The sequence below is a fragment of the Pauljensenia sp. UMB10120 genome (genome assembly GCF_030212035.1).
GTDB lineage: Bacteria > Actinomycetota > Actinomycetes > Actinomycetales > Actinomycetaceae > Pauljensenia > Pauljensenia radingae_A.
The window spans coordinates 87012-105878 of sequence record NZ_JASODH010000004.1 but is presented as its reverse complement, the minus strand read 5'-3'; the positions used below and the strand labels follow the sequence as shown (position 1 = coordinate 105878).

14 protein-coding genes and 1 tRNA gene are annotated in these 18867 nt (G+C 60.3%); 1 reads left to right on the top strand and 14 read right to left on the bottom strand.

The genetic code is table 11. The annotated features are described in order from the left end of the window. Positions 1-18: 18 nt before the first annotated feature. From pknB to QP093_RS05185, 7 genes are read right to left on the bottom strand one after another with little or no spacing between them, the layout of a single operon-like run. On the bottom strand, positions 19-2013 hold the full coding sequence (pknB, locus tag QP093_RS05215; protein WP_070725997.1) for a Stk1 family PASTA domain-containing Ser/Thr kinase: 1995 nt from the start codon (positions 2011-2013) through the stop codon (positions 19-21). Further along, positions 1986-3701 (bottom strand): serine/threonine-protein kinase, encoded by a 1716-nt coding sequence (locus QP093_RS05210; protein ID WP_058237652.1) that lies wholly within the window; start codon positions 3699-3701, stop codon positions 1986-1988. The genes pknB and QP093_RS05210 overlap by 28 nt, the downstream gene beginning before the upstream one ends. After that, entirely contained in the window at positions 3698-5152 is a 1455-nt protein-coding gene (locus QP093_RS05205; RefSeq protein WP_285015292.1) for a peptidoglycan D,D-transpeptidase FtsI family protein, read from the bottom strand. The genes QP093_RS05210 and QP093_RS05205 overlap by 4 nt, the downstream gene beginning before the upstream one ends. Beyond that, positions 5149-6636 (bottom strand): FtsW/RodA/SpoVE family cell cycle protein, encoded by a 1488-nt coding sequence (locus QP093_RS05200; RefSeq protein ID WP_285015290.1) that lies wholly within the window; start codon positions 6634-6636, stop codon positions 5149-5151. The genes QP093_RS05205 and QP093_RS05200 overlap by 4 nt, the downstream gene beginning before the upstream one ends. Then, positions 6636-7979: a PP2C family protein-serine/threonine phosphatase gene (locus QP093_RS05195; RefSeq protein ID WP_285015287.1), complete on the bottom strand. Its 1344-nt coding sequence runs from the start codon at positions 7977-7979 to the stop codon at positions 6636-6638. The genes QP093_RS05200 and QP093_RS05195 overlap by 1 nt, the downstream gene beginning before the upstream one ends. A gap of 5 nt (positions 7980-7984) precedes the next feature. Then, a complete protein-coding gene (locus QP093_RS05190) occupies positions 7985-8476 on the bottom strand; it encodes an FHA domain-containing protein FhaB/FipA (protein ID WP_058237654.1) in 492 nt (163 codons plus the stop codon). Continuing rightward, positions 8476-9183, bottom strand: coding sequence for an FHA domain-containing protein (locus QP093_RS05185; RefSeq protein WP_058237655.1), 708 nt, complete (start codon positions 9181-9183; stop codon positions 8476-8478). Before QP093_RS05185 ends, QP093_RS05190 begins: the two co-directional genes overlap by 1 nt. A gap of 250 nt (positions 9184-9433) precedes the next feature. On the opposite strand from QP093_RS05185, the gene QP093_RS05180 reads away from it, so the two are divergent. Continuing rightward, positions 9434-10975 carry a polysaccharide deacetylase family protein gene (locus tag QP093_RS05180; protein ID WP_285015283.1) on the top strand — a complete coding sequence of 514 codons (1542 nt, stop codon included), beginning with the start codon at positions 9434-9436 and terminating at the stop codon, positions 10973-10975. Between the two features lie 117 nt (positions 10976-11092). On the opposite strand, the gene QP093_RS05175 is transcribed toward QP093_RS05180, so the two are convergent. The 7 genes from QP093_RS05175 to QP093_RS05145 all read right to left on the bottom strand — a co-directional run bounded on the left by QP093_RS05175 (position 11093) and on the right by QP093_RS05145 (position 18864). Further along, on the bottom strand, positions 11093-12553 hold the full coding sequence (locus tag QP093_RS05175; protein WP_285015281.1) for a DUF4352 domain-containing protein: 1461 nt from the start codon (positions 12551-12553) through the stop codon (positions 11093-11095). A gap of 1088 nt (positions 12554-13641) precedes the next feature. Then, a tRNA-Leu gene (locus QP093_RS05170) sits at positions 13642-13726 on the bottom strand. 79 nt (positions 13727-13805) lie between these two features. After that, a complete protein-coding gene (locus tag QP093_RS05165; RefSeq protein ID WP_285015279.1) occupies positions 13806-14636 on the bottom strand; it encodes an energy-coupling factor transporter transmembrane component T family protein in 831 nt (276 codons plus the stop codon). Continuing rightward, entirely contained in the window at positions 14633-16912 is a 2280-nt protein-coding gene (locus QP093_RS05160) for an ABC transporter ATP-binding protein (protein ID WP_285015277.1), read from the bottom strand. Before QP093_RS05160 ends, QP093_RS05165 begins: the two co-directional genes overlap by 4 nt. Positions 16913-16961: 49 nt before the next feature. Continuing rightward, complete coding sequence (locus QP093_RS05155) at positions 16962-17255, bottom strand: heavy metal-binding domain-containing protein (RefSeq protein ID WP_070728262.1); 294 nt, start codon at positions 17253-17255, stop codon at positions 16962-16964. A 194-nt stretch (positions 17256-17449) separates the two neighbouring features. After that, positions 17450-18418, bottom strand: coding sequence for a class 1b ribonucleoside-diphosphate reductase subunit beta (gene nrdF, locus QP093_RS05150; protein ID WP_092649035.1), 969 nt, complete (start codon positions 18416-18418; stop codon positions 17450-17452). A gap of 167 nt (positions 18419-18585) precedes the next feature. Further along, the gene (locus QP093_RS05145) at positions 18586-18864 is read right to left on the bottom strand and encodes a hypothetical protein (protein WP_157843528.1); all 279 of its coding nucleotides are present in this window, start codon (positions 18862-18864) and stop codon (positions 18586-18588) included. Positions 18865-18867 lie beyond the last annotated feature (3 nt).

Genomic DNA, 18867 nt, shown 5'->3' with positions numbered 1-18867 from the left:
GCGCTTACCGTCGATTACTTAGTTGCCACTTTGAGAGCCTGAGGACGATCCCCTCGAGACGTACACCTTCACCGTGCCACCCTGGGAGACGAGCTGGCCTTCGCCGGGCTCAACGTTGACGACCATTCCCTTGGCGACATCGTTGCTGTCCATCTCGTACACATCCGGAACCAGTTTGAGTTCCTTGAGAGCGTTGACCACAGCTTCCTGGGACTGGCCGGGAAGGCCGGCAGGGATAGCCACATTTCCGGACGCAAGCTGCAGCGTGATTTCTGAATCCTTGGCGACTTTTTCACCGGCAGCGGGTGCGGAGGAGACGACACGATCCTTCGCCTGCTCGGCGGAATCGACGCTCGTGACGGATCCGACCCGCAGTCCGGCTGCTTCGATCGTGGAACGCGCCTGCTCCTGGCTCATTCCGTTGACATCAGGAACGGCAACCTGGTTGCTGCCCGAGGACACGATGAGCGTAACCGTCGATCCCTTCTTGGCCATTTCCTTAGCCTTCGGTGAGGTTTCGACGACGCTGCCTTCAGCAATATCATCGGATGGCTTCTTCTGGTCGGAGACCTTTACTTCGAAACCGGCGTTTTCCAGGATTGTGCGCGCCTGATCCACCGGATTGCCGGTGACATCAGGAACGGGCTGGGAAGCTGGTCCCGAGGAGAGGAACACAGTAACTGACGAGCCTTCTTCGACCTGGGTGGAGGGCGGCGGATCAGACTGAGCGACGCGGCCTTCTTCCACATCTTCCGATTCGACGGGATCACCAATGGCGAAGACCAGCCCCGCACCTTCGACAGCCTGTTTGGCTTCCTCCTGCGTCATGCCGATCAGAGCATCAGGAACGGTGACCTTTTCAGGATCCTTGTTCGACTGCATGAGGGCGACCGCACCGATTCCCAGCGCGCCAATCAGAAGAATCACGAGTGCGACGATCAGACCTGTGCGCTTCTTGCGCGGTTCTGCTTCCTCCTCGGTCGCCACAGACGTGTCAGCGTACTGGGCACGGTTCCTGTTCGTATAGCTCGGCGGTGGCGGGGGAGGCGATGACATCTGCGACAACGGCATCGTGGCGGTCGCACCAGATGAGCTGCCCGCATTGGCCAGTGCGGCCGTCTCCCACACCTGGGTGGCAGGTGCATCCACGTCAGCACCGTGTACGGCCCGGATCAGGTCAGAACGCATCGATGCTGCTGAGGAGTACCGATCCTCACGATCCTTCGCCAGGCACTTCATCACCACTCGGTCAAGCGACTCCGGAATATCCGGTGTAATGGACGAGGGCAGCGGTGGCGTCGAGGAGACATGCTGATAGGCCACGGCAACGGCGGAATCTCCCTTGAACGGCGGCCGGCCTGTGAGCAGTTCAAAGAGGACGATGCCGGTGGAGTACAAGTCGGAACGCGCGTCGACCTGTTCACCGCGGGCCTGCTCAGGGGACAGGTACTGCGCCGTGCCGACTACCGCATTGGTCTGCGTCATGGTCGCCTGAGAATCTGTCAGAGCGCGGGCGATACCAAAATCCATCACCTTGACCTTGCCGTCAGTGGTGAGCATGATGTTGCCCGGCTTGATGTCGCGGTGGACGAGCGACTGCGAGTGGGAATATTCCAGTGCCGACAAGACGCCGGATACGATCTCGACCGCCTCGTCGATCGGAACCGGAGTGCCGTCAGCCAGCAGATCCTTAACGGTGTGTCCTTCGACGTACTCCATCACGATGTAGGGGACGGATACTCCCGAACCATCGGGCGTGGTGACAACCTCTTCGCCAGTGTCATACACGGCGACGATATTGGGGTGGTTCAAAGAGGCTGCCGCCTGCGCTTCACGGCGGAAACGGGTCTGGAAGATCGAATCGCGCGCCAGGTCTGTTCGCAGCATCTTGATCGCGACGATGCGACTCAGGCGCGTGTCGAATCCCAGGCGGACTTCCGCCATGCCGCCTCGCCCGATGAGCGAGCGGATTTCGTAGCGTCCGCCTAGACGGTGGGCCATGGAATCGGCCATGTGTGAGCCTCCTCGATGATGAATTGACTCATCCCTAGGGGTAGAGACAATGATCCAAATCTATTGTAAAGGGTGGCAATGACGATCAGGACGATCGTGACAAAGATCAGTGCGATGATCAACGCCCGTCCCAGGACATCGCGCCGTGTCAGTGGCGGTGACACCTGCGAACGGTTGAAGCGCGTGGGTGTCGGCGAGCTCGCCTCATCGTGCTTGTTGAACCCGTTGCGCGCATTCGCACGGTCCACTGCGTGCCACCGGACGCGTGGGCGACCATCGGTCGACGAGCCAGATGTGTGCGCAGCTGTCGACGCACCGGATGCGCGATTCTTAGTCGAGGCGGCAGGGGAGTGCCCTGTCGACCCGGAGTGACTGCGGGACGCCTCATGCTTGGTGTCGCGTGCCTGCGCAGTGGCACGCGCGCTTTGTCGCCTGAGCGCTTCCTGACGCTCCTGACGTTGCCTACCGGCCTGCAGGCGGCGTTCATGTGCCTCACGTTCGCGCTCCGCTGTCGCCTGAGCTTCCACTTCTTCGCGTTGACGCTGCTCCTGACGCTGGCGTTCCTCGGCGCGCTGTTTGAGGCGAGCCACCAGTTCCCGTCGACGCCGCTCGCGGGGATCCAGTGGTTTGTCGAGGGCATCCTCGTCAATGGTGGTATCGATTGTCAGATCCAGAACGGGAGCGACAGACGTTGTTGCATCAGCGAGAGCAGGGCCACCCCCGGCAGGAGTCGCTGGCATGGCAGGCGTGGCTGGCGTGTCCTGGTGGGACGGCGCGATGACGGGCGGCTGAGCGGTGGTGTCGTCGGTAACCTCAAGGGCAGGAAGCGGGCGGGGAGCTGTCGACAGGTGCAGCGTGTGAGCAGCCTGAACCAGTTCACGAGCCAGAGCCGCACCGGATTGGGGACGAGACTTCGGGTTCTTCTCCAGCAGCTTCATCACGATCCGAGCAAACGGTTCAGGCACGCTGGATGGCAGCGGCGACACAGGATCATTGACGTGCGCAAACGCAATATCGACCTGGGTCTTTCCCGTGAACGGGCGCTTACCCGATGCAGCTTCGTAGGCAATGACACCAAGGGCGTACAGATCCCCAAGGGTTGTCGCCACTTCACCCATTGCCTGCTCGGGAGGCAGGTACTGAGCGGTTCCCATCACCATGCCTGCCGCTGTCAAAGCGGCCTGATCGGCAGTGCGGGAGATCCCAAAGTCGGTGAGTTTGACGACTCCGTCAGGCCTGATCAGGATATTGGCCGGTTTGATATCGCGATGCACCACTCCTGCCGCTGCCGCTGCGTGCAGAGCCATCGCCACCTGAATCATCATCGGAATGATGTCCCGCACCTCCAGGGTGCGCCCGCCGCGCAGGTAGTCCGTCAGGGGGCGGCCCTCGACCAACTCCATCATGATCCAGCCATACCCGCCGGCCTCGCCCGAATCCAGAACAGACGCAATGTTGGGATGCTCGATACGCATCGCGTTACGTGCCTCGATGCGCAGACGGGACAGCGGAAGCTGATGGCCGGACAGTTCCGGCCGCAACACTTTGGCCGCCACGATGTGCCCGGTCTGCTTATCACGTGCCTTCCACACTTCACCCATGCCGCCCTGTGCGATCCGCGTGAGCAGCATGTAGCGCCCGCCCAGCAAGTGTCCGGGCATGTAATGGTTATGCGTTGCTTCACTCATTGCAGGCCAGCCTCCATAACGGCACGTGCGATCGGACCGGCCGTGTCACCACCATGAGGTACAGGCTGTTCATCATCACCTTCCACCAAAACGGCTATCGCGATCTGCGGGTCGTCAGCCGGGGCGAACGCAACGGCCCACGCATTGGCCTTGCCGGACCCGTCACCCGTTTCCGCCGTGCCGGTCTTTGCCGCCACTTGCCAGTTGCTCAGCGCCATCAGGCCGCCCGTGCCGTACGTCTCATTCACCGTTGACACCATCATCGAGGTCAGCTGCGAGGCCACACCAGCGCTGATCGGTTCAGCAAGCCTGGTCGGTGTCATCTGCTGAGTGGACTGCAGATCGGCGTCCACGATCTCACGTATGAGCTGCGGCTTCATCATGACGCCGTGGTTACCCACCGCCGCGGCCACCATCGCCATCTGCATCGGGGTCACCTGGACGTCAAACTGTCCGATCGATGTGAGCGCCCGTTCAGGCGCATTGGCATCTTCCGGGTAACGCGAGGGTGTCACCGTCAGCGGAATGGACAGTTCCGTTCCGAATTGAAAACGCTCGGCCATGTCGGCCAGTGCCGTGTCAGGCAGCTGCTGAGAGGCAATGACAAAGGAGGTGTTGCAGGAGCGGGCAAATGCTTCACGCAAGGCAGGTTTTCCGTTGCCGCAGGTTGTGGATTCGATATTCGACACCGTCGTAGTGGACTCGGGCAGTGGTGTCTCCACCGGCGAATCGACGGGCGTATCGGGTGTCATGCCGTTTTCGAGCAGGGCTGCTGCCGTCAGGATCTTGAACGCTGACCCTGGTGCGTACCGATTTCCCGCGATCGCACGGTTCGTCAGCGGCTGCGCAGGGGCGGCAACCAGGGCGTCATAGGCGTTTTGAACAGTCTGAGCATCGAAAGAGGCCAGTGGATTGGGATCGTAGCTGGGTGATGAATACAAGGCCAGTACCGCTCCAGTTTTTGGGTCGAGGGCGACCACCGCGCCTTTCCTGGAACCGAGTGCTTCAGCTGCCACCTGCTGCATCTGTTCATTCAGTGTCAGAACCACGCCACCGCCCTGACGCTCCGACCCTGTGAACAGGGTGCGGATCCGATGCATCAGGAGGGCGTCCGACCGGCCATCCAGAACGTCTTCGGATGCGCGCTCAATGCCGCTGGCCTGAGAAAACACGGAAGAAAAGTAGCCAGTGACATGTGCGTAGAGCGGGCCTTGCGAGTAGTAGCGTTGGAAGCGTGCAGAGCCCTCCTCCTTTGAGGAAGAAGCAACGGCGTCACCACCGACGATAATGGGGCCACGATCGATTTCTGCGGCGTGCAAGATGGTGCGAGTATTACGCCCATCTGCGTTCAGGGATGGAGCCTGGAAGAACTGGATAGACGTTGCCGCGCATGCCAGGGCGGCAAACATGACAAGCATCAACAGGAACAATCTGCGGATCTGCGTGTTCACTGTGCCTCACCACCCTCAGATGCAGTGGCGGTGGTGCGGTGATCGGCACGTGCGGAGCGTGACTGAGCCAGCGCATTGTCACCGGCGTGGGAAGCGTGTCCACTGATCGCTGAGGAGGGGATCGGGCGGGTGGGGCGCCTCGCAGCATCGGAAATACGCACCAGCAACGCGATCATCACCCACGACGCCACCATCGATGATCCGCCGGCAGCAAGGAAAGGGGCAGTCAGGCCGGTCAACGGAATGACTCGCGTAATACCTCCCAGGACGACGAACACCTGAAGTCCCAGTGAGAAGCTCAAACCAGCAGCCAGTAGCTTGCCGAATCCGTCGCGCACACCGATGGCTGCGCGCAAACCGCGCTCAATCAAAATCAGGTACAGCAGCAAAATGGCCAGCAGCCCGGTCAGTCCGAGCTCTTCAGCCAGTGACGACAAGATGAAGTCGGACTCGGCGTGGACCACGAGGTGCGGGTAGCCACGCCCCCAGCCGGTGCCCATCAGTCCGCCGGAAGCCTGACCGAAGAGGCCCTGGACAACCTGATAGGACCCCACTTGCGCGTTGTACACGTCATTGTCCAGGGCGTTGAGCCATACGTTGAAACGGTTCTGAACGTGTGGGAACGCGCGTACTGCCAAAATAACGGCGGGGGTGAACATGACAACGCCGATCACCAGCCACGAGGGACGGTTGGTCGCCACGTACAGGATCGCCACGAACATGCCGAAGAACATGAGGGATGTGCCCAAGTCACGCTGGAGTACCAGGATCGCGATGCCGATGAGCCACACCACCAGGATCGGACCGAGGTCACGTGCGCGCGGCAGGCGCATTCCCAGGATCTTCGGACCGCCGATGGCCAGTGAGTCCCGCTTGTTGACCAGGTAGCCGGCAAAGAAGATGGCCAGGGTGACTTTGACGAGTTCGCCTGGCTGCAAGCTGAGCGGCCCCATGCGGATCCACACGCGCGCGCCCATTTGTTCACTGCCGATGACAGGGAGCATGGGCAGGAGCAACAAGACCAGGGAGATCACTCCGAACGTGTACGTAAAGCGGCGCAGGAGGCGGTGATTACGCACCACGATCAAGGTGAGTGCTGCGGCAACCAGTGCGACACCCACCATGATGAGCTGCTTCGTGCTGGTCGGCATGAGGTGGCCACCAGATTCAGTGTCGTAACGCCCGAGCATGTCATAGGTCAGATCCAGGCGGTAAATCATCGCCAGTCCCAGCCCGGTCAATGCCACCGAGATCGGCAAGATGACAGGATCGGCGTAGGGTGCCAGCACGTGCATCCCGATTTCAGCGGCTATGGCAACCACCAGCAGGATCACGATATGCATCCCCAGGTTCGGGGGGATAACGCCGGTGCGGTTGATCGTCGTCAGCACGTAGCCGCCGATTCCGATGGCCAGTGCCACCACCATGAGCGCAATTTCCACCAGGCGTCGAGGACGTGTCGGCGCCACCATCACTGTTGCCATTACAGTGCCTCCACGTCGGAGGAATCACTGTGGCGGAGCGACTGTGGCTGCGGCTGGGTGCCCGACTGTGAGGAACGTGATGACTGTGGCCGGTCACCACCCGATTGGGCATCCGTACTGTCTGGTCCCTGGGCACTCACGGGTGCCAGCTGCGCAATATATGCGTCGATTTCCTCGCGTGAGGAACGGGTGACAGGTTCCTGCAGTCGTTCACGATCCACGTTATCGAGGGAAGCCAGCGAAATAGAGGTGACCTCCACGCGGTGCGAAAAGGCCCACGGCCCCAGCGTCTGAGGAATTCCCTGGTAGATGGCGACCGCCCCGTCCTCGCCAATCGCATAGTACTGCTGCTGTGACCAGCGGTATCCCAAAAAGCCTGCCAGGACCACAGCTGCTACGGCCAGCACACCCACGGCAATGGTCCACCACCGCATGCGAGGCCGCTCAGGTTCAGCGGCATCCTCGTCAGGATCTGAAAGTGAATGAGTCGAGGTTGATCGGGCCAGGGCCGCTGCGCGCGCAGCAGCACCGTCACCTCCGCGGGTGGGTGCCTGACGGTCGGTCGCGGCAGCACCCACAATTTCAGGAGCAGTCTGGTTCGTTGTGCCTGCCGGAACAATATCCGCGATCACGCACGTCACATTGTCAGGCCCACCGGCACGCAACGCCAGGTCAATGAGCTTTTCGGCGCACTCGCCCGGATCTTCATACTCGGTCAGCACCGAACCGATCGTGTCTCCCGATACCACTCCGGACAGACCGTCTGAACACAGCAGCCAGCGATCTCCCACAACAGCCTGACGCATGGTTTCGTCAGGAACCACGCTGGCCTGCGAATCCCCTAGAATCTTCAGCACCACGTTGCGCTGAGGATGCTGTTCAGCCTCGTCAGGCGTGATCTGGCCACTGTCAACAAGGTACTGGACAAAAGAATGGTCAATGGTGACCTGCGTGAGGGTCTGGCCACGCATCACGTAGGCACGAGAATCACCAATATGGACCATCGCCAGTTTTGAGCCGGCACGCATGATCGCAATGCAGGTGGTTCCCAGACCCTTCAGCTCCGGGTCAGTTTCCGAGCGTTCACAGAGCTCATCGTGTGCATCCATCAGGCTGTCATGCAGGAGCTTGGCGATCGAATCAGCTGGATATGATTCCGAATCCAGGTGCGCCAGGTGGGCGATCGCGACGGATGAGGCGATATCACCGCCGGCCGGGCCGCCCATACCGTCAGCGAGTACAAGCAAATTGGGGCCCGCGTAGGCAGAGTCCTGATTGTTCTTGCGGACCAGTCCGATATCAGACCGGGCTGCATAGTGAAATTCGATTGCTTCAGGACTCACGACGCTCACCTGACCAATTCAAGCGTGGTTTGTCCGATGCGAATCGTCGTGCCGGGATGGACGACGGTCGGCTGTGTGATGCGCTCGTCGTCCACGAACGTGCCGTTGCGGGAGCCGAGGTCCTCGATGACCCATTCGCCGTCTTGTGGGGAGAGCATGGCGTGCTGCCCCGAGACGTACTCGTCCTCCAGCACCATGATGCAGTTCGGGGAGCGTCCGATGGTGATCTGGGCGGAGCCAAGTGTCAGAGTCATCCCGACCAGCGGGCCGCCTGTAATGAGCAGTGATCTGGGAATCAGTTCATCTGATGCGCGATCCTTGCGAGCTTTCTGCGACTTCTTGCGTCTCTTGTCAGCGGTACGCCGGCCCTTGCCACGAGGGGTGACAACGGTTCCGAAAATGTCTCGACGCAGCGTGGACACTGCGGCGAGCACCATCAGCCACAGCAGAGCCAGGTATCCGACGCGAAAAACAGTAAATGCCAGATCGCTTGTCATCACCGTTCCTCGTCAGCTGGTTCAGGATGGGTCCAAAACAGGATCCGGGTTCTGCCCACCGTCAGTTGGTTGCCATCCACCAGCGTAGCGGCATCGATGCGGTGTCCCTCCACAAAAGTCCCGTTCGTGGAACCCAGGTCTGTTGCGATGACCCCGGTGGGAGTGATGCGCAGTTCGAGGTGATGGCGTGACACGCCTGAATCGGTGATGACAATGTCGCAGTCTGAGCCGCGCCCGATCACGGTGACTGGTTCGGTCAGCAGCCAGCGGTCTCCATCCACATCGATGATCGGATGTTCAGGGGAAGCCTCGAGCACTGTCGCCGGAGCGACTGCGCCGCGCTCATTGGCAGCTTCAACGATGAGTTGCCCGGTCAGTTCAGATTCGTCTTCCTCGAAACTGACTGCGATGGGGCCAAGCAATGCATAGCCGTGCTGAGTGGCGTACTCTGTCGCGTCGCGTTCAAATTCATCGACGAGGACGGGCATGTCGTCACCGATGGATTCCAGATCCGTCACGGAGGTACGCACGACGAACTTATTGGGCGCGATGGTGCGGTCGGAGGAAACTTCCTGGAGGTTATCCTCCATGGCACGCCGGATTGCAGAATTCACGTCAACTGGCTTGAGGCCGGAACGAAAGACACGAGAAAAAACCGAGTTCACACCTTTTTCGACCGCGTTTTCGAAACGATCAAAGATGCTCATGGCGTCCCCTTCCCTTGCGTCACGCGTAACACGCCGATCACGCATGCACTACTGATGCAGTGCAAAGGCCAGTGTAACCGTGTCGGCGGAACACTCCTAAGCGAACATTCCGAAGAGGACAGGACCGACAGGACTTCAGCTGTCTGCGGCACAGAGTCGGTACTCATAGTAACGACAATACCGGCATGGTTGTGTCTAGTGGAACATAAAAGGGTGGATTCTGGCCGATTGGCTCGCTATCATCGGCGCCATGATGGCACTACGTGAATACAACGGCAGTTCCAACCGCCTCGGCCGGCACCGGTGGTGCACCGCCCTGGCGTGCGTCGCTGTGCTCACGGGGCTCACGGCGTGCAATCCTGGTTCTGGGGAAACTGCGCCGTCGGGCACACAGGAATCAGGCCAGTCTGCTGCGTCAAGCGCACCCCAGCCTGGCCCGCCCACCTCACCTGCCGGGATACGGTCCCACGTCGCTGACATGCCTGAGGTGCTTCCCGCTGATGACCCGCAGATCGGTCATGTCATTGACCGTTCGTCCACTGCAGACATCCCTGTGACCTGGCCGGGTATCCAGGGATTCGACGACGTCAACGCGTTCATGGAGCAGCGGGCCCTCGAGATGGCATCCTGGCCGGATTCTCAGGAAGTGCGCTACGACGTGTCCTTCGCTGCGGGGCAGTGGATCGGGTTCGTCCTCGAAGCCATCACCGGCACCGACGACGGCGAGGTCACGCGCTCGTCATCATGGATCGTTGATACCCAGGACCAAACGGTGGCGCCTGCGGCCGCCCTCGTCAATGAGGATGAGCGGGTGCAGCTGTTCCCTGCCGCCAAGCGTGCGTTGCGTGAGGCAGATCGAGACCCGGGAACCTATCAGGACGCGTTGGCCAGGCTCGGCTTGCGTACGAACGAGGCGTGGAATGGGCCAGATGATGTGCGAATCGGCCAGGACGGCTCATTTGCGCTGATCCTGAACGCTGATAGTGGAGTGAACGCTGATCGCGCGGTGCTGGAAGTGTCCCCCGATCAGGCTGCCGAGGTGTCGAGCGACCTGGGTCGCGCTGTAACTGCGGCGGTGACAGGAGGCGCGGAATTTGCTGGGCTTCCCCAGCCCGAACCGCCATTCGTTCCCCTCGAGCCGCTGCCCGCAGATGGATCAGGTGTGATGGGTATGGTTCCGACCGAGAATGTGGATTGCAGTGCGGCGCAGTGTGTGGCGTTGACGTTCGACGATGGTCCCGATGCGAACCTGACGCCAAAACTGCTCGATGTGCTTGCATCGAAAGGCGTGCACGCCACGTTCTTCCAGTTGGGACCCAGTGTGGCGGCGCGCCCGGATATCACCGCTCGCGCTGTGAACGAAGGGCATGTGGTGGGGTCGCATTCCTGGTCGCACCCACAGCTCGACACGTTGCCGGTCGAGGGGATCCGTGATGAGGTAGCGCGCTCGCGGGATGCGATTCAGCAGGCCAGTGGGCTGTTGCCGGCGCTGATGCGTCCTCCGTATGGAGCGACCAATGACAAGGTAACCGGCGTGCTCAGTGAGGCGGGTCAGGCAGCGATCTTCTGGGATGTGGATTCTGAGGACTGGAAGAACCGCGACGTCAAGACCACGACCGATCGGATTATGGCGACTGTGCGCGCCGGGTCGATCGTCCTGATGCACGACGTTCACCCTTCGACCATTGAAGCTGTCCCGGGCATCATTGATCAGTTGCAGCGCCAGGGCTTCACGCTGGTCACAGTGCCAACGCTGCTCGGTGGCGTGCAGGCTGGGCAGTCGTATTATTAGGGGCTGGCGCTGCCGCGGAGGCAGTGTTACTGGCGAGTAGGTGGCCGGCGGTCATGCTTACTCAGCAGGCGGCAATTGGCCAGCCCCGCAGCAACCCGCTGGCGCTGCAGGCATTGCCTAGTGCGTTGAGACGTACGCGATGCTCGTTCCCAGGACATCTGTCACCTGAAGGACACCGCTCGCACCGGCTGGGATCTGGATAGTGACGCTACCAGTGCCTTGCTGTCCCGGTTCAAGGTCCAGAAGGTAGTACGAGTCCTCCAGAGCCACGAGGTTGTCATAGTCGTAGTACGTCTGGCCTGCCTCGTCGATGAAGGCGAATGCCAGGAAGGGCAGGGTCTTTTCAGTGCCCTTGTTGGTGAAAGTGACATTGAGCAGGGAGTAAACCGTGCCGTCATCCGGAGGAGTGTTGAACATATTGCCGTTCACAATTTGTTCGGTGGCGTCGGGATTGAATGAATTGATCGCCACGTCCCACTGGCCAACGGTGAGGGTTTCTCCCAGTGCTGCGGGATTGTCTCTCGAGGTTTGGGGCGAACTGGCCGTTCCGGGGGTGGGCATCTGTCCAGGCTGCTGTCCTGCCTGACCTGGGTCTCCTGATTGCTGGGGCGTGGTCGGAAGAGGCACAGTAGGTGCTGGGGCAATGGGGCTACTTTGCGGATCTTGATCCTGAGTTTCTGTCGCCGAGGATTGTTCCTGTTCGTCGACAGTCTCATCAACGTCAGACAGATTGGCCATGATAAAGGCGACGACCAGAGCAATGAGTGCCGAAAGAACCGTCACTGCCAGCGCGATCAGTGCGCTGACGCGCGGCTGGTTCTTCAAGAAGAGCGCGACGAGGGAGCAAATAAACGCGACGCCGAGGATGACCCACCCTACGATCTGCGTCGCTGGAATGACAGAGAGGATCAGGCCGAGGACTGCAAGGCCAAGCGCAACAAACGCGACGATGTTGATCTTCTTTGTTCCACCGGATTGGTTCGGTAGCTGTGACCATGAGCCACCAGGGCCTTGAGGCCCCTGCGGCCCGTAGGGCCCTTGTGGACTGTTGGGACCCTGCGAGCCATATGGTCCCTGTGGTCCGTACGATCCTTGCGGATTCGTGGGGCCTTGCGAACCGTATGCTCCCTGTGGGGTATAGGGCCCCTGTGGGCCGTTTTGCCATGACGGGGTGGATGACCATTGAGAATTGGACGATGACCACTGCTGATTGTGTGACCACTGGTCGTTGTAGCTTGGCCCGTTTTGCCCCGGTCGCGCCGGCTGTCCCGGTTGGCCCGGCTGCCTTGCCGAGTTGCCTGCCCATTGCTCATGTGCAGGTGGCATCTGCGCTGTCTGCTGGTCGCGGCTCCAACGGCCGTAATCTTCGTTGGAGTTCGAGCCTTGTGACGCGGGACCTTCGGGGCTGAACCGGCCATCGCCGTCCCGGCTCAAGGTATTCGCGCCTTGTCCATTCCACTGTGCCGTCTGATCTGGATTGGACCCGAATTGGCCTGCGTAGTCGAAACCGTAGGGACTACTGCCGTATCGCTGGTGCGAGTTGGCGTCGTTACCTGTCGGTGGGCGTGAATTCGTCATGATTCATCCTTCGTTCTACGACATTCGTGTATGCGCGGTAGATCAGATGCGTGGGTGTGGAACCCAAAGTGGCTCTTTGATTGAGGTCTCAATTCACTTTAAGCGTATCGCCAACAGAGGCATTATGGCGGGCGAAGGTGAAAGTTCCCGATGGGTGCCCGTCGAGTACCTGTCGTTACCGTTCGAACCTGGGGTGGTGGGTGGATTCGTCATGGACTGTCCTCGATCAAGTGGGTGAGACTCTAGGTGCGGATCAACAACGAAACGGGCGCCCATTAAGCTTCGGCACCCTCTTTATGAACCTATCCCTTTTGGTGACATGACGCAGAAAAACGTTGCTCGCATATGCCGACGCATCGGCGTCCAACACGAACGTCCCTCGAACCTCGTCGCACTGTCAACGCTGAACTCTGAATCGATATCTCCCCGCGAGCATGGCTCTGCCGCGGTACGTGAGTATGCGCGGCGTGTCGCGCTTTGCTCTTCTCCCTGCGTCTCCGCGACCCCTTTTCTCGTGCGCTCATGCGACAAATCAGCCGCCGATGCAACACAACACCCTAGATCTTCGTGCCTGCGTTGCACATTCCCCTAAATCTTCACGGTCTTGATGCACATTCCCCTAGATTTAACGCGAAAATTGCACATACCCCTAGCTAAAGTCGGCACCCCAAAAGGACAAAACCTATTTCCGCAGGTCAGCCGTCAGTAGCTTCCGGCGGTCTCGAGCCTCACGCGTTAAATCTAGGGGATTGTGCATTTTTACAAGACTTTTTAGGGGTATGTGCACGTGGAAGGTTTAAATCTAGGGGTATGTGCTCGTGTTGGTGCGCGCGGCAGGACAGCAGTGGCATCCCCGCCCGAAGGATCTGCGGTCATGACACACCCAAAAAGGCTGGGCCGGACACTAAACACCCCGCGACACGCCCACCCCATACACATATTTCGGGCATTAACCCCAAAAAGGCGGTGAGATGCAGAAAGGCCAGCAAGATGTGGAAACGCCGGCAGTGTACTGAAACGCGGCGATATACAGAAAGATCGGGACACCGCCAACAAACTGTCAACGATGTCCCGACACATCACAACGGTGCGCGAGGGGGGAGTTGAACCCCCACTCCATCAACTGGAACACGGACCTGAACCGTGCGCGTCTGCCTATTCCGCCACTCGCGCGTTGCTATAGAAGATTACGAGGCCGAGGGCGTCTTCGTCAAACCGAATCCACTCCAAGAGGTGTTGAGACCAGTCACATTCACTGCCACGGGACACCGGAGCGGAAGATGACGGAGATAACGGTTGCGGCAAGAACCAGGACCAGCCCGATGATGTCTGGCCAGCGAAAACGAACCCGATCGCGCTCAACTGGCGGGATTCCGCCGCGCATTGTCATTGCCCTGCCGGTGTCATCGGCACGTCTCGAGGACGCGGATAACGTTGCGGTTGTCATATCCACGATCAATTTGAGCTGACCGCGAAATGTCATCATTGGCCCATCATCTGTCCAGCGCAGGCGCACAGCGTCGAACACTGCCTGCATCTGGTCGCGCACGGTCGACAGGCCTCGAAGCGCAAAACTTGCCGCCATCACCCATTCGTCGACAGGAGCTCGAAACCACGTGAGGGGGTGGAGCAGTATCCGAAGTGCCGGAGCGATTCGTTCAATGGGTGTGGTCCACACGAGCAGCAGTGATCCGAGGACCACTTCGACCATGACGAGGAAGGCGCGGACGAAAATCAATGCACCGCCGCCGATCGCGGCCCCGATCATGCCGCCAATGAAGCCGGCCCACATCCAAGACGGCAGGCGCGGCCGTGCCGAAATGGGCACGCGTCCGACAACAGCCGCAACCAGGAGACACACGCCGACCGCCGCGACAGTTGGCCACGTGGGAAGCAGGACCAGCAGTGTCGTCAGAATTGCCAGGCAGATGATCTTCGTGCCGACCCACATACGCGTCAGGGGAGATTCCCACGGCAGCGGGCGGGGCAGTGCCAACGTAGGTGATGGGCGAGGGTGCCTGCGCGAAGCGGCAGATCCGTGAACACCTGTGTTGGGTGGTGTATTGCGTGCGAATGTACTCATGACAGTTTCCCTTCGACGAGGGAAAGGTGCCGGGAGCACACCTGATCCAAACCTTCAAAATCGTGCGAAATCACAATAATTCCCATGCCGCGATCCTGCCGGCGTTTCAGCGCGCTGATGACCAGTTCACGCGATGTGGCATCCAGGCCCGCCAGAGGCTCGTCAAGCACAATGAAATTCAGGTCCGCTGCGAATAATCCAGCCAACGCGACGCGCCGCATCTGTCCGCCGGAGAGTTCATCAATACCGCGCCTTTGCAACTCACAGTCCAGTCCCACTTCCGCCATCGCGCGGCTGACCACGTCGTCGACCCGCTCTGTGTCGTCAGGGTCGATGTTGGCGGCCGCGGCAATGTCCAGACGCACGGACGGGCGTTGGAGCTGAAGTCGGGCGAATTGCATCGACATGCCGATGGATCCGATTTGCTGGCTGGCGGGCTTGTCGCCCAGGCGGCAATCTCCCCAGGTGGGAGGCATCAGGCCTGTCATGATGCGTGCCAGTGTCGATTTGCCCGACCCGTTCTCCCCTGCGATCAGGACACTCTCACCTGGCGCAACGTCCAGATTAATGTCAAAGAGGACCTGCTTGTGCCACGGGGTCCTCACGTCGTAGGCGTGCGACACGTCGTGCAGTGTCAGCGCCGGGGCGAAGTGATCCCCCCACCGTTTGAGGTGGGACACGATGTCGTCAGCCTCATCGTCGGTGGAGACCACAGGCATGACTGGTGCGGTGCGAACCGCGGATGGGTCACCCTCGTCAATGGGGGAGTCGTGCACGCTGCTGGCTGGCGGGCGGGTGGGAGAGGCTGTGGAATCAGTAGCATCGCCGGTGGGGACGGCCACGACATCGGCAGCGCCGCTGGTGAGGTGGCAGGTCAGGGAGCCAGGTGCGCCGATGGTCGTGCTGTCGGTGAGCGGACTGGTCGGGTCGGTGGGAGCACCATCGAAAGTGACGTGACCGTTGTCGAGTGTGATCAGCCGGTCGGCCCGTGCCGCTTCAGTGAGGTCGTGGGTGATGTGAACGACGGTCGTGCCGGTGCGGGGCAGGTCAGCGAGGATGGCGATCAGTTCGGTGCGCCCCTGCTGGTCGATCATGGCGGTTGACTCGTCCGAGATCAGCAGGACAGGCTGGCGTGCCAAGGCTCCGGCCAGTGCGAGTCGTTGCAGTTGGCCGCCCGACAGGTGACGTACCGGCATCGCGGACAGGCCAGGCAGACCGACCTGATCCAGAAGAACGTCGAGGGGGAGCGCGGCGCGCTCGTCGGAACTCATACCCCACAGGATGTCTTCTTCGACCGTTTCGCCCAGCAATGACAATTCGGTGCGTTGAGCCAGCAGTGCGACCCCGCTTTGTCGACCCAGTCCAATCCGGCCGGGCCGCTTCACGGATCCGGCGCTGTGGCGCGCACCGGCAAGAATGGATGCCAGGGTCGACTTTCCAGATCCGTTCGGCCCGGCGATGACGACGAACTGGCCGCGGTCGATGGTGAGGCTCACGCCGTCAAGCGCGTCGCGCGTGGCGCCCGGATAGTGCATGTGGACGTCAGTGAGCGTGGTGGGCAACGGCTGGATCGGGGCGGCGGCATCCTCGTCGACGCGCAGTGGATCTAATGCATTGCCCTGCGGAATACGGGCGAGGACGTGACCCATCAGCCAGTGCGCAACGGTCAATGTGAGTGCGAATGCGAAAAGTACGGATACCGGCAGCCACGCCCACCAGTAGGCCACCATCCAGTCGGTGAAGGTCAGGAGCAGGTCGGACATCGGGCGGGTGAGACTCCATCCGGACAGCAGCCGCGCGTAGCCTTTGACTGAGACTCGCACAGATTCAAGCGTGAGTTCCCGCAGGTCAGTGAGCAGCCATAGCGTCAGGTCAGTGAGTGCTCCGAGGATGGCTCCGACAATAATGCCGATCAGGAATGCGAATCGGGTGCGGATGCGCTTGCGGTGGAGTGCTCCGACGATCCACCCTGCCAGTGCCGCCTGGATTGCGGTCAGTGCGGTGTTGACACCGCCGAGGATGGCTCCGATCAGGCAGGTGGTCAGCACGGTGGTCAGTGATGCACGAGGGCGGAGCCTGACCGCAATCATGGCGATCGGGATTGTAGCGATGAGCTGCAGGAAGTTGTTGAAGAACGGCAGGATGGTGGCGCCGACACATGCCACGATTGCCAGTCCGGCAAGCACTCCGCATGAAGCAAGTTCAACTGGTGTGAGCGCGCCGGTCGGGCGTGCGGTGCCTGCCGTGGTTCGCGTGTGAGAACGGTGTGATGACAATTGTGTATCCACTGACAGGAACGGCAGGATGACAGGAGGCAGTCTGAAATCAGAGGGTGACGGCTGTGCCGGTTGCTGTGCAGATCAGAGTGCCTTGCATGCAGGTGTAGTGCATCTCAACACTGATCACGGCGTCAGCTCCGAGGAGTTCGGCACGCTCGCACATTTGGTTGACAGCATTTTCAAAAGCGGTCTGCAGGTTTTCCTCGCCTCTCTTGCGTCCGCCGTTGAGCGCTTTCAGCATTCCGCTCGCGGGGAAAGATGAAACAGTTTCACCTGATACAAGGCCGATGTAACGCGTGATCGGCTGACCTTCGATGGACGGTGTCGTCACTGCGAGCATGTTGTCTCCCATCTATTGACGCAACGATTCGGCAGGCTGGCAATGCGACTGCCATGGGCGCCCGCTGCGCCCGAGCCGACCAGTCGGGCGGCCTGAATCCACTTGTATCATTCCACGTGCGCGCCGCGCGCGCACTTACAGTGCGTGCGCCGTCTTGTTTACCGCCAGGCAGCGTCTGGGTCTGTCAGGGGTTGTCAGAAATCCCAGTCTTCGTCCTCGGTGTCGACGATCTCACCGATGACGTAGGAAGAGCCGGAACCGGAGAAGAAGTCGTGGTTTTCGTCGGCATTCGGTGACAGTGCTGCCAGGATCGCCGGATTCACATCGGTTTCATCATGCGGGAACAGTGCCTCATACCCCAGGTTCATCAGAGCCTTGTTCGCGTTGTAACGCAGGAACTTCTTGACGTCCTCGGTCAACCCTAACGGGTCATACAGCGACTCGGTGTACTGCTCTTCGTTTTCATACAACTCGAACAACAGTGAGAACGTGTAATCCTTCAGTTCCTGACGGCGCTTCTCATCGGCCTCGTTGACAGCCAGCTGATACTTGTAGCCGATGTAGTAGCCGTGCACGGCTTCGTCACGAATGATCAGGCGAATCAGGTCGGCGGTGTTGGTGAGCTTGGCGTGCGCCGACCAGTACATCGGGGCGTAAAAGCCGGAGTAGAACAGGAAGGATTCCAGCATCGTGGACGCCACTTTGCGTTTTTCTGGATCGTCACCGTCGTAGTACGACTTCACGATGTGCGCCTTGCGCTGCAGTGGTTCGTTCTCACGCGACCAGCGGAACGATTCATTGATCTCCTGCGTGGACAGCAGTGTGGAGAAAATCGACGAGTATGACTTGGCGTGAACTGACTCCATGAACGCGATGTTTGTGTAGACCGCTTCTTCGTGAGGGGTGCGCGCATCGGGGATCAGGGAGACGGCACCGACGGTGCCCTGCAGCGTGTCCAGCAGGGTCAGGCCTGTGAACACGCGGTTCGTCATGGTCTGCTCATCCTCGTTGAGCGTCTTCCACGACTGAATGTCGTTGGACAACGGGATTTTCTCAGGCAGCCAGAAGTTACGAGTCAGACGATCCCATACCTCTTCGTCTTTTTCATCGATGATCTTGTTCCAGTTAATGGCTTCGATCGTCTCATTCTCTGATGCATGAATGGGATCCACAGTTGTTCCTCCTCAATCCTGGTGATGTCGCACATGCACGCCACTAGCCCAGCCTACTGGTCTGAGCGTCGAAAAGACACGCCCGCCAGATGTGATGTGGCCGTGTCTAGTGCACCTCGCACCCGCATTCGCATTGCCTGTCACTGTCGTCGTCGTGGTCAGCGCCCGCAATCCTCGCAATCATGTGGGCAGTGGGCGTCCTGTCTTGAGCTCAGCAAACCGGACACGTGCGCCGTTTCCATTCCAGCAACGAGGGCTGCCATCAGCGCGGCCAGATCCGTGTGCGCACATCTCTTGCCCGCAGCTCTGCGATTCTCGCCGCGCCGAAAGATAGTTTTCTCGATCCACACTGTTGCAGCCGTCGTCACAGCAGTAATGCCGACCGCGGCTCCAATAAGTGCAGGATTTTCCTGCAGAGTTTCTTGAAGGGTGTCCAATGC